A 12,367-nucleotide genomic window follows, 5' to 3' on the forward strand; every position below is an offset into this window, starting at 1 on the left:
AACCGAAACGCAGATCCGAGTTCCCGATGCGCCCCGACGACACGCCCCTGATCCGCCTCGAGGATTACCGCCCCAGCGACTGGCTGATCGACACGGTCGATCTCGACATCAGCCTGCACCCGACGAAGACGCGCATCCGCTCGCAGCTCGGGTTGCGGCCGAACCCCGCCGGGCGCCCTGGGGCCCCGCTCGTGCTCGACGGTGACGAGCTCAAGCTGGTGGCGCTGCGGCTCGACGGGCTGCTGATCGACGAGGCGGCCTACAGCGTCACCCCGCAGCAGCTGACGCTGCACGCCCCGCCGGCGCGGCGCTTCACGCTGATGATCGACACGGAGGTCGACCCCTCCGCGAACACCAAGCTGATGGGGCTCTACCTCTCCTCGCATGTCTATTGCACGCAGTGCGAGGCGGATGGATTCCGCCGGATCAGCTACTTCCTCGACCGGCCGGACGTGATGTCCGTCTACACGGTGCGGCTGGAGGCGAAGAAGCTGATCGCCCCCGTGCTGCTTTCCAACGGCAATCTCGTTGCATCGGGCGAGGTACCGGGCGGCGAGCGGCATTTCGCGGTCTGGCACGACCCCCATCCCAAGCCGGCCTATCTCTTCGCGCTGGTGGGCGGCGCGCTCGACCATGTCCGCCAGAGCTATGTGACCGCCGAGGGCCGCAGCGTCGAACTCGCCGTGTATGTCGAGCCCGGCAAGGCCGACCGCGCGGGATGGGCGATGGACAGCCTGGTGCGCTGCATGCGCTGGGACGAGCGCGTCTTCGGCCGCAACTACGATCTGGACGTGTTCAACGTCGTCGCCGTGTCGGATTTCAACATGGGCGCGATGGAGAACAAGGGCCTCAACATCTTCAACGACAAATACGTGCTGGCCGACCCGCAGACCGCGACCGACGGCGACTACGCTTCGATCGAGGCGATCATCGCGCATGAGTATTTTCACAACTGGACCGGCAACCGCATCACCTGCCGGGACTGGTTCCAGCTCTGCCTGAAGGAGGGCCTCACGGTCTTCCGCGACCAGGAGTTTTCGTCCGACGAGCGCTCCCCGCGCGGTGAAGCGTATCGCCGATGTGCGGACGCTGCGCACGACGCAGTTCTCCGAGGACGCCGGGCCGCTGGCGCATCCCGTGCGGCCGCGCGCCTACAAGGAAATCAATAACTTCTACACGCCGACGGTCTACGAGAAGGGCGCGGAGGTGATCCGCATGCTCAAGCTGCTGGTGGGCGAGGCCGCCTTCCGCGCCGGCATGGACCTCTATTTCGCGCGCTGCGACGGCACGGCGGCGACCATCGAGGATTTTCTCGGCTGCTTCGCCGAGACCTCCGGCCACGACCTCACCCATTTTGCGCGCTGGTACGAGCAGGCGGGAACGCCGACGATCGTCGCTTCCGGCCGCTACGACGCGGCGGCGCGCAGCTACACGCTGGATCTGGCGCAGAAGACGGCTCCGACGCCAGGCCAGCCGGAGAAGCAGCCCGTCGTCCTCCCGGTCGCCCTCGGCCTCGTCGGACGCAGCGGCGACCTGCCCCTGACCACGGACTCGGAGGCCTATGCCGGCGACGGTTTGATCGTGCTCGACCGGCCCTCGCTCTCGGTGACCTTCACCGATGTGGGCGAGCCACCGATCCCCTCCCTGCTGCGCGGTTTCTCGGCGCCGGTGCGCCTCGAGCTCGACCTTGCCGACGCCGATCTGCTGCGGCTGTTCTCGGCCGACAGCGACCCGTTCAACCGCTGGCAGGCTTGGCAGACGGTGGCGATGCGCGCGCTTGTCGAGGCCGGGCGCGACCCCGCCCAGATCGAGGCCCTGCGCGTCACGGGGCGGGACCTGGCTGATGGGCTGGGGGATTTCCTGCGTGACCAGGCGCCGTCCGACCCGGCTTTCGCAGCGCAGGTGCTGCGTCTGCCCGCGATGGGCGACGTTGCACGCGAGATCGGGCGCGACGTCGATCCCGACGCCATCCAGGCCGCCCATCGCGCGCTCTCAACCGAGATTGGCCTTCGCCTCGGTTCGCAATTGTCGGATCTGCGGGAGAAGCTCGGCGTGTCGGCCCAGTACAGCCCCGATGCCGCTTCAGCCGGCCGTCGGGCGCTGCGCAACGAGACGCTTGGGCTGATCGCGCTAGCCTCCCCGCAGGAGGGCGCCCGCCTCGCCGAGGCGCAGTTCGCCAGCGGCGACAATCTGACCGACCGGCTCGCCGCGCTGGCAGCCATGACGCTCGTCCCGGGCGAGGCTCGCGAGGCGCTGATCGCCCGCTTCGCCAAGACCTACGCGGCCGAGCCGCTGGTCCTCGACAAGTGGCTTATGGCGCAGGCGCTGATCGCGGAGCCGACGACGCTCGACCGCGTCCGCGACCTGATGCAGCATCCGGCCTTCTCGCTGAGCAATCCGAACCGGGTCAGGGCGCTGATCGGCGGCTTTGCGGCCAACCTCACGCAGTTCAACCGCACCGACGGCGCAGGCTACGCCTTCGTGGCCGAGACCGTGATTGCGCTCGACCGCAGCAACCCGCAGATGGCCTCCCGGCTGCTCGCCTCCTTCAAGAGCTGGCGCATGCTGGAGCCCGGCCGGAAAGCCCTGGCGCAGGCGAAGCTCGCCATGGTGGCCGAGACGCCGAACCTCTCGCGCGACGTCGCCGACATCGCCGAGCGGACGCTCGCGTGAAGGGGTTAACGGCCACCTGTCGAAAAGGTTAACGCTTCATTACGCGCACAAGATTCAATCGGTTAAACACCACAACCTGAAGGCGAAATCGGCGTTCCCGATTCAACTCAAGGCTAGACAAACCGACCCGCGCGGATTCAACTGAAAGTGATTCGCGGGGATGCGGCACGTCTCCCGATCTACTGTCGGTAAAGTATCCGAAGGGGGACGGGCATGACGCGTGCCAACGCGGGCTGCGCAACTGTGCGCGCAGATTCGATTCTGGGTGTCGCACGATCGCTGACACACCCGCTGTATCAGCGCTTCGAAAGTCTCGAACCGACGATCCGGACCGTCATTCCCGGGCTGGTCGCGCTCTTCATCATCCTGCTGGCCACCGGCGCCGCGATCCAGACCACGGCCATGCGCGAGGACGCCCTCACGGACGCCGCCAGCGACATGGATCTGGTCTCGGCCCTGCTGGCCCGCGAACTCGACAACGCCTCGCAGCGCGGCCTCGCACCGGCCCTGGTGCTGTCCTCGCTCGCCACGCGCCATCTCGCCGCCCATGGCCGCATCGTCCATGTCAGCGCCGAGGACGGCCATGTCATCGCCAGCGAGCCGGCGATCGGCCAGACGCGGCGCACGCTGGTCGATTTCCTCGGCCCGACCCAGCCGCTCACCGCCTTCGGCGACCGCGCCGGCGTGATGCGCATCACCCTCCCGGACGGCGTCGAGGCAATCGCCACCGTGCGCAACCTGTCCGCCCCCCTCGGGCAGGTCGCAGTGCTCCACCCGGTGTCCCGCGTGCTGTCGATCTGGCAGCAGCGCCGCAGCGGGCTGGCCCTGCTCTTCGCCACCGCTGGCATCGTGCTGACCGCCATCACCATCGGCTTCATCGTGCAGTCCCGCCGGGCGCGTGCCGCCGACGAGGATTGCGACTGTATCCGGGAGCGCATCGACACCGCCCTCAACCGCGGCCATTGCGGGCTGTGGGACTGGGACCTCGCCCGCGGCCGGATCTATTGGTCGGATTCGATGTACGCCATGCTCGGCTATGCCCGCACCGGCCAGTACATGTCCTTCGGCGAGGTCAGCGGCTTCATCCATCATGACGATGTCGATCTCTACGCACTTGCGGACGCGATCAGCCGCGGCGAGGCCACCCATCTCGACCAGGAGTTCCGCGTCCGCGACAGCGCCGGCAACTGGATCTGGCTGAAGGCGCGTGCCGAGCTCGTCACCGACCGCCGCACCAACGCCAAGCATCTCGTCGGCATCGTCGTCGACATCTCCGAGCAGCGGCGCATGGCCGAGCGCACGGCCACGGCCGATGCCCGCCTGCGCGACGCGGTCGAGGCCATTTCCGAGGCGTTCGTGCTGTGGGATGCCGAGAACCGGCTCGTGCTCTGCAACGCGAAATACCAGCAGCTCCACAAGCTGCCGCCCGAGCTCGCCGTCGCCGGCATCTGCCATGACGAGATCATGCGATCGAGCGCCCAGCCCACGATCGACCAGGAGCCTCTGCGCTCGCTGCGCGGCACGGATGGCTCATCGTCCTACGAGGCGCGCCTGTCGGACGGCCGCTGGCTGCAGATCAACGGCCGGCGCACCAAGGATGGCGGCTCGGTCTCGGTCGGCACCGACATCACCAAGCTGAAGCAACAGGAAGAGCGGCTGACCCAGTCGGAGCATCAGCTCCTGATGCACGTCACCGACCTGAAGGCCTCGCGCCAGAAGCTCGAAATGCAGGCCCAGCAGCTCGCCGACATGGCCGAGCGCTATCTCGAGCAGAAAGCGGCGGCGGAGAGCGCCAACCGCGCCAAATCCGAATTCCTCGCCAATATGAGCCATGAGCTGCGCACGCCGCTGAACGCGATCATCGGTTTCTCCGAGATCATGGAGAACGGCATCTTCGGGGCGCTCGGCGACAAATACGCGGATTATGTCAGCGACATCAGCTCAAGCGGCCGCTACCTGCTCGGCATCATCGAGGACATCCTCGACATGTCGCGACTGGAGTCGGGCAAGGTCCATCTGGAGAAGACCGACATCGTCGTCGGGCTCGTCGTCGACGAGGCGGTCCGCAAGGTCCAGGACGAAATCAACCGCAAGGGGCTCCAGCTCACCGTCGAGGGGCCGCGCGACGCCCATCTCGAGGCCGACCCGCACGCGCTCTACCAGATCCTCGGCAACCTCCTCGACAACGCCGTCAAGTTCACGCCCGACGAGGGGCAGGTCGCGGTCCGCATCCGCCCCGTGCCGGGCGCGCTCAACATCTTCGTCGAGGACAGCGGCATCGGCATCCCGCGCGAGAAGATCGACCGGATCGGCCGCCCCTTCGAGCAGGTCGAGGGCGACCTCACCCGCAGCTACAAGGGCTCGGGCCTCGGGCTCGCCATCGCCCGCTCCCTCACCGAGCTGCATGGCGGCTCGCTGCGGCTGCGCTCGGCGATCGGCGCCGGCACCATCGTCATGGTCCATCTGCCGCTCGACGGCGGCGCCGGCCGGGTCATGGCGAAGGCGGCCTGAGCCACACCCACCTCAGCCCGAACGCGCGACGCCCAGCACACGGTTGAAGATGGCGCGCACCCCGGCGCGCACCTCGTCCAGCTCGGCCCGCAGGACCTTGGTGTCGGGGCGGCCCACCGATGTCGCGATGCGGGTCATCACCCGGGCGGGCACGGCCGCGGGATCGAACGCCTCCTCCACCGTGAAGCGCTGCCAGAGCTGAACATCGCCGATCAGCCGTGCGGCCTCCTCCAGCGCCGCGGCATCGGCCGCCGCCAGCACGCCCGCACCGCGTGCCGCCGCAAAGACCGAGATCGTGTCTCGGGCGAGCAGGCCCGGATGATCGGCCGCATGGGCCAGAACGAGATACTGCGCCAGGAAGTCGAGATCGGTCAGGCCGCCGAGGGCGAGCTTGAGATCCCAGGGATTCTTCTCGCCCTTCTCCTTCGCGATCAGGGCGCGCATCTGGGCGACGGCGGCAGCCACCTTCGCCGGCTCGCGGCGGCGGCTCAGGATCGCGCGGATCGAGGCCTCGGCGCGCTCCGCCAGCGCGGGATCGCCCGCCACGACCCGGGCGCGGGTCAGCGCCATCTCCTCCCAGATCTCGGCCTCGCCGCGGTGATAGGCCTCGAAGCCCGCGAACTGGGTCGCGGCCGGGCTCTTGTTGCCCGACGGGCGCAGCCGCATGTCGACCTGATAGAGCGTGCCGCGCCGCGTCGGCACCGTCAGCGCGGCGACGAGGCGCTGGGTAAAGCGGACATGCCAGGTCACCGGATCGAGGCTGCGGCGGCCCCTGCTCGGCTCGGCATCCTCCGGCCGGTCATAAAGCAGCATCAGGTCGAGGTCGGATGACGGCGTGAGTTCGCCCGCACCGAGCCGGCCGAGCCCGACCACCACGCTCTGGGCCCCCTCGATCACGCCGTGATCGGCCACGAAGGCCGCGCGCGTGTCGTCGAAGGCCACACGCAGGCAGGCCTCAGCCACCGTGCAATAGGCCTGGGCCGCGGCCTGCGCCGGATAGACGCCGGAGAGGAGACGCGCGCCGACGAGGAAGTTCTCCTGCCGTGCGGCATCGCGCAGCCGGTCGAGCCCGTCCTCGACGCTGGGCGGCGGCGAGCCGACGACGCTGCGGATCCGGCGCACCAGCGCATCGCCGTCGAGCGAGGCCTGGCCGAAGGCGGGGTCGATGACGCCGTCGAGCACATGCGGGTGAAGCGCCGCGACCTTCGCCAGCCGCGGCGCGCTTCCGAGGATCTCGGCGAAGAGCGTCAGCAGCGAGCCTTGCGAGCGCAGCAGCGTCAGCAGCTCGACGGCGGCGGGCATGCGAACGAAGGCGTTGTCGAGATGGGCGAGCGCCCCGTCGGGATCGGCGGTGCGGCCCAGTGCGACGAGCAGCGCCGGCGTCAGCTCCGTCAGCACCTCGCGGGCACGGGCGCTGGTGACGGCGGCGCGGCGGCCAAAATGCCAGCCCCGCACCGTCTCGGCCGCTGTCCCGGCCTGGCGGAAGCCGAGCTTCTGCAGCGTCTCCAGCGTCTGCGGATCGAGGTCAGAGCCGGTGAAACTCAGTGTTCCCGCCTCGCTGGCGAGGCTCGGCCCCTCCTCGAACAGGAGCGCGTAGTGGCCCTCGACGCGGCGGGCATGGGCGGTCAGCGCCTTGCCGAAGGCCGCCGTCGAGGCATAGCCGCAGAAGCGGGCGAAGGCCTCGAGATCGGCCGCCGCCTTCGGCAGCGTCTGCGTCTGCTCGTCATGGCGCATCTGCAGGCGATGCTCGATCGTCCGCAGCCAGCGATAGGACTCGGCCAGTTCGTCGCGGGCGGCGGGCGTGATCCAGCCCTCCCGCGTCAGCTCCGCCAGCATCTCCAGCGTGCGCGGGCCGCGCAGCGCCGTGCGACGCCCACCGAAGACGAGCTGCTGCGTCTGCACGAAGAACTCGATCTCGCGGATACCGCCGCGCCCGAGCTTCACATTGTGGCCGGCGACCGCGATCGTCTCATGGCCCTTCACCGTCTGGATCTGCCGCTTCATCGCGTGGATGTCGGCGATGGTCGCGAAGTCGAAATACTTGCGCCAGATGAAGGGGGCGAGATCCTTCAGGAAGCGCTGGCCGAGCGAGAACTCCCCCGCGACGGGCCGCGCCTTGATCATCGCGGCGCGTTCCCAGTTCTGGCCGACGGTCTCGTAATAGGCATAGGCCGAGGGCAGCGGCACGGCGACATGGGTCGAGGCGGGATCCGGCCGCAGGCGCAGATCGACGCGGAAAACGTAGCCGTCGGGCGTGCGCTCCTGGATGATGCGGGCGATCTGCTGGGTGAGCTTGACGTAGAAGCTGGTCGGCTCGGAGACGCCGGCGGCTTCCGCCACATCGGGGTCGAAGAAGACGACGATGTCGATGTCGGAGGAGTAGTTGAGCTCGCCCGCGCCGTGCTTGCCGAGCGCGAGCACGACGAGGCCGGAGCCCGCTCCCGGATCGGCGCGATCGGGCAGGCGGATGCGCCCGAGATCGGCCGCCTGGCGAAGAACGTGATCAGTGGCGAGCCTGACCGCATTGTCGGCGGTCGCTGTGAGCGCGGCCGTAACGGTGTCGACGTCCCAGACGCCGCCGATATCGGCAAGCGCGATCAGCAACGCCATGCTGCGCCGGAAGCGCCGCAGCAGACGCATCAGTTCGGGCGCCTCGCCCGCCGCGGCGCCCGCCTGCCCGATCTCGAGCAAAAGCGCATCGCGGCGCGCTTCCGGCGCTTCGGTCAGGCAGGCGAGCAGCCCGGTCGGGTCCTGCCGCATGATCTGGGTGAGGAAGGGGGAATGCGCGACGAGCCCTGCAACAAGCGCGGCACTGCGCTCGTTTCCGGCGAAATGCGCGGCCAGCGCCTGAGCGGCCGCCTCGTCGTGCAGGCGCTCGATCAGGTCCTTCGCCAGAAGCTGGGCGGCCCGCGCCCGCGCCGGCAGCACCGGCGCCGCCTTCAGCCTGTCACACAGACGCCCCGTCATCGCAGTCCCTTTCAGAGGGAGGGGACGCCAACAGGGTTCGGCGCCGCTGTCGAGCCAGGACGCGCGGACGGAGCCATCATGTCCACAGGCTTGGCGAGACCGGCCGTCTCGACCGGCGCCGGCGGCGGCTCGGACAGGGCCGTGACGGCCGGCAGGGCGATCACCACGCGCAGGCCCGGCGCATTGTCCTCCAGACGCAACTGCCCGCCATGCAGGCGCACCACCCCGGCCGCCAGGGCGAGGCCCAGCCCGAAGCCGGGCTTGCTGCGGCTGGCATCGAGCCGCACGAAGCGCTCGAGCACGCGGGCGCGATCCTCGGCCGGGATACCGGGCCCGTGATCGGCGACACTGAGCAGGATCTCGTCGCGCTCGCGTCGCGCGGCGACTATCACCTGCGCGCGCCCGCCCTCGCCGGGCTCGCCATATTTGAGCGCGTTGTCGATGAGATTGGCCAGCGCCTGACCGATCAGTTCGCGGTTGCCGATCACCCGCAGGCCGGGCGCGACCTCCGTGACGAGCGACAGGCCCGCCTCCTCGGCCAGCGGTTCGTAGAGCTCGGCGAGACCTGAAACGATCTCCGACAGGTCGAGCCCGTCCATGCTGTCCTGGATGCGGCCGGTCTCGAGCCGTGCGATCATCAGCAGGGCGTTGAAGACGCGGATCAGGTTGTCGGCCTCGTCGATCGAGCCGTCGAGCGCGGCGCGCAGCTCGTCCGGCGAGCTTGCGGTGCGCAGCGCCTCCTCGGCACGGTTGCGCAGCCGCGTCAGCGGCGTCTTGAGGTCATGGGCGATGTTGTCCGAGACCTGCTGCATGCCGGCCATCAGCTCGCCGATGCGCTCCAGCATGGCGTTGAGGTTGAGCGCGAGCCGGTCGAGCTCGTCGCCCGTGCCGGAGATGGCGAGGCGGCCCTTGAGGTCGCCGGCCATGATCGACTGCGCCGTGCCGGTCATGTCGTCGATGCGCTTGAGCACGCGCCGCGCCACGAACCAGCTCGCGAAACAGCCGAGAACGAAGACGACGAGCAGCGACCAGCCCGCGGCCCGGCGGATGACGATGCCAAGCCGCTCGCGCTCCTCGACGTCGCGCCCGACCAGCAGGCGGAAGCCGGCCGGCAGCACGAAGACGCGAACGATCGCGTGGCTCGGCCGGTCCACTGTTTCGCTCGTCCTGGCGTATTCGATCTCGGCCTCGCCCGGCCGGTCGAGCGTGCCCGGCGGCAGCGCCTCGACATTGCCGGCGATGCGCTCGCCGACCGGGGTGGTGACGAGATAGAGCGAAGCGCCGGGCGCGCGCGAGCGGCGCTCCACGACATTGACGAGCCGCCGGATGCCGCCCTGCCGCTGCTGCTCGGCCAGGCCCTGGATCTCCGCGTCGATGGTGGAGCGGATCTGGTCGTCGAGCAGGCGCTTGGCGTTCCAGGCGACATAGCCGAGCAGCAGCCCGGCAAAGAGCGCGAAGACGACGAGGTAGACCGCCGTCAGCTTGAAGGCGGTGGTGCGGAACAGCGTCGGCAGGAAGCGCTGCGCGGCGCGAGCCGTCCCCGCGGCGGCGGCCGGTTCAGCGAGCGGCGTCACGGATCATGTATCCCGCGCCGCGGATCGTGTGGATCATCGGATGCTCGAAACCCTTGTCGACCTTGGCGCGCAGGCGGCTGACATGCACGTCGATGACATTGGTCTGGGGGTCGAAATGATAGTCCCAGACGTTCTCCAGCAGCATGGTGCGCGTCACCACCTGCCCGGCATGCTTCATCAGATATTCGAGCAGGCGAAACTCTCGCGGCTGGAGCAGGATCTCGGTGCTCCCGCGGGTGACGCGATGGGCGAGCCGGTCGAGATCGAGATCACCGACGCGATAGCTGGTGGGCTCGGAGGCTGGCGCGCCGCGGCGGCGCGCCAGCACCTCGACGCGCGCCAGCAGCTCGGAAAAGGCATAGGGCTTCGGCAGATAGTCGTCGCCGCCGGCACGCAGGCCCTTCACGCGGTCGTCGACCTGCGCCAGGGCGGAGAGGATCAGGGCCGGTGTCGCGTCCTTCTGCTCGCGCAGCGAGCGGATCAGCGAGAGACCGTCGAGGCGCGGCAGCATCCGGTCGACGACGAGCACGTCATAGCCGCCGCCCTCGGCCATGGCGTAGCCTTCGAGACCGTCGCCGGCATGGTCGGCGACATGGCCGGCCTCGCGGAAGGCCTTGGTCAGATAGGCCGCAGCCTCGGCATCATCTTCGACGATCAGCAGTCGCATCGGCCAAGCCTATCCCAGAACGGACGAAAACGGCAGGCCGGAGGATACGCATCCGGCCTGCCGCGGTGAAGGCTGGTCTCCCGGCGCGGGGGCGACGGACTGCCGGGAGAACACGAGCCTTGCCCTTGATGCTGCCGACCGCGCGGTCGGCAGCCTGTTCATCGTGCCCGAATTCAGGCCGCCGGCTGCTTGCCGACCTCGAAGGAGAGGTCGCGCTCCTTGCCGTCGCGCCAGACGGAGAGCTTCACCTTGGAGCCCGGGGCATAGGTCGCGATCTTGCGCGAGAGCTCGCGGGCATCCTTGATCGCCACGCCGTCGACCGAGACGATCGTGTCGCCGCGCTTGATGCCAGCCTTGGCGGCGGGCCCATTGCGCTCGGCGGCGGCGACCAGGGCGCCGTGGGGCTCCTTCAGCCCGATCGCCTCCGCGACCTCGGCCGTCACCGGCTGGATTTGCACGCCGATGAAGCCGCGCGCCACCGTGCCGTCCTTCTTGAGGGCGGTGACGACCTGCTCCACAGTCGAGGCGGGGACGGCGAAGGCGATGCCGACATTGCCGCCCGAGGGCGAGTAGATGGCGGTGTTGACGCCGACGACCTCACCCTTCTGGTTGAAGGTCGGGCCGCCGGAGTTGCCGCGGTTCACCGCCGCATCGATCTGCAGGAAGTCGTCATAGGGGCCCGAGCCGATATCGCGGCCCTGGGCCGAGACGATGCCGGCCGTGACCGTGCCGCCGAGACCGAAGGGGTTGCCGACCGCAAGCACCCAGTCGCCGATGCGCGGCTTGCCGGCCGCCAGCTGGACGAAGGGGAAGCTGCCGCCCTCGGTGACCTTAAGCAGTGCTAGGTCGGTGCGCGGATCGGTGCCGATGACCTTGGCGTTCAGGGTCTTGCCGTCATCGGTGACGAGCTGGACCTCGGACGCCTTGTCGACGACGTGGTTGTTGGTGACGACATAGCCGTCCTGGCTGATGAAGAAGCCCGAGCCCTGCGACATGCCCTGGCGCGGCTGCGGACGGCTGGGGGCCGCGCCGCGCGGCGCCTGCTGCTCGAAGAAGCGACGCAGGCCGGGCGGCAGGTCGTCCAGGCTGCCCTGGCCGTCATCGGCAGCGTCAATCGTCTGCTTGACGCGGACGGAGACGACGGCGGGCTTCACCTTCTCGACCATGTCGGCGAAGGAGGGAAGCTGGGTCTGGACGCCCGAGAGCTGGATCGGCTGGGCGAAGGCGGGATGGTCGAACTTCAGCGCACCGTCAGCGATGCCGGCGGCCAGGCCGATGCCCAGCGTGGCGGCGCCGGCGAGAAGGGCGCCGCGCTTCAGGATGGAGCGGGAGGGGGTGGTCTGGGTCGTCATGGCGAAAACCTCGAAATCAGCGGCAGGGCCTTCCCTGCTCGTGATGAGGACCATGACGGGGCCCGCGTTACGCCGGTTTCGCCCGAAGATGACGATTTCGTAAGGTAACGCTTTGTTTCCGGGGAGCGCCGACCCGGCTCAGGGCGCCTCGGAATCCAGGAGCCGCTGGAGCCGCCGACGCTCCTCCTCCGAGAGCGGGGCTGCGCTGTCGGGAGCCGGCATCGCCCGGCCCCTGCGCCAGGTGAAGAGCAGCGCGGCGAGCAGGATGAGAAGCGGCGCAGCCCAGAGAAACGCGGTGCGCAGGTCGAAGGGCGGCCGCAGCAGCACGAAATCGCCATAGCGGGCCACGACGAAATCGCGCACCGCCGTGTCGCTGTCGCCGGCGACGAGCCGCTCGCGCACGAGCACGCGCAGATCCTTGGCGAGCGGCGCGTCGGAATCGTCGATCGACTGGTTCTGGCAGACGAGGCAGCGCAACTCGCCGGAGATCGCGCGGGCGCGGCGCTCCATCGCCGGGTCCGGCAGCACCTCGCCCGGCTGCACCGCCAGCACCGGAAGCCCGGGGGCGATCGCCAGCAGGATGGCAAGCGCGAGCCGCGGCCAGGGGGATCGACGCATGGCGC

6 protein-coding genes and 1 pseudogene are annotated in these 12,367 nt (G+C 69.4%); 2 read left to right on the forward strand and 5 right to left on the reverse strand.

The features are described 5' to 3' along the window. The first annotated feature begins 26 nt into the window (after positions 1-26). Both pepN and ABIE41_RS21425 read left to right on the forward strand, forming a co-directional pair. Positions 27-2,673, forward strand: a pseudogene (gene pepN / locus ABIE41_RS21420) (aminopeptidase N). Between the two features lie 213 nt (positions 2,674-2,886). Continuing rightward, the gene (locus tag ABIE41_RS21425) at positions 2,887-5,184 is read left to right on the forward strand and encodes a PAS domain-containing sensor histidine kinase (protein ID WP_192642253.1); all 2,298 of its coding nucleotides are present in this window, start codon (positions 2,887-2,889) and stop codon (positions 5,182-5,184) included. A 12-nt stretch (positions 5,185-5,196) separates the two neighbouring features. Here the strand turns inward: ABIE41_RS21425 and ABIE41_RS21430 are convergent, their stop codons facing one another. The 5 genes from ABIE41_RS21430 to ABIE41_RS21450 all read right to left on the reverse strand — a co-directional run bounded on the left by ABIE41_RS21430 (position 5,197) and on the right by ABIE41_RS21450 (position 12,362). Further along, positions 5,197-8,151 carry a bifunctional [glutamine synthetase] adenylyltransferase/[glutamine synthetase]-adenylyl-L-tyrosine phosphorylase gene (locus ABIE41_RS21430; RefSeq protein ID WP_192642254.1) on the reverse strand — a complete coding sequence of 985 codons (2,955 nt, stop codon included), beginning with the start codon at positions 8,149-8,151 and terminating at the stop codon, positions 5,197-5,199. A gap of 11 nt (positions 8,152-8,162) precedes the next feature. Beyond that, positions 8,163-9,725: a sensor histidine kinase gene (locus tag ABIE41_RS21435; protein ID WP_465247099.1), complete on the reverse strand. Its 1,563-nt coding sequence runs from the start codon at positions 9,723-9,725 to the stop codon at positions 8,163-8,165. Then, positions 9,709-10,392 (reverse strand): winged helix-turn-helix domain-containing protein, encoded by a 684-nt coding sequence (locus tag ABIE41_RS21440; protein WP_192642255.1) that lies wholly within the window; start codon positions 10,390-10,392, stop codon positions 9,709-9,711. Before ABIE41_RS21440 ends, ABIE41_RS21435 begins: the two co-directional genes overlap by 17 nt. Positions 10,393-10,565: 173 nt before the next feature. Then, positions 10,566-11,744, reverse strand: coding sequence for a trypsin-like peptidase domain-containing protein (locus tag ABIE41_RS21445; RefSeq protein WP_192642256.1), 1,179 nt, complete (start codon positions 11,742-11,744; stop codon positions 10,566-10,568). Between the two features lie 138 nt (positions 11,745-11,882). After that, positions 11,883-12,362, reverse strand: coding sequence for a cytochrome c-type biogenesis protein (locus ABIE41_RS21450; RefSeq protein ID WP_192642257.1), 480 nt, complete (start codon positions 12,360-12,362; stop codon positions 11,883-11,885). Positions 12,363-12,367 lie beyond the last annotated feature (5 nt).

Origin of the sequence: Bosea sp. OAE506 (assembly GCF_040546595.1) — a bacterium.
Taxonomy (GTDB): Bacteria; Pseudomonadota; Alphaproteobacteria; order Rhizobiales; family Beijerinckiaceae; genus Allobosea.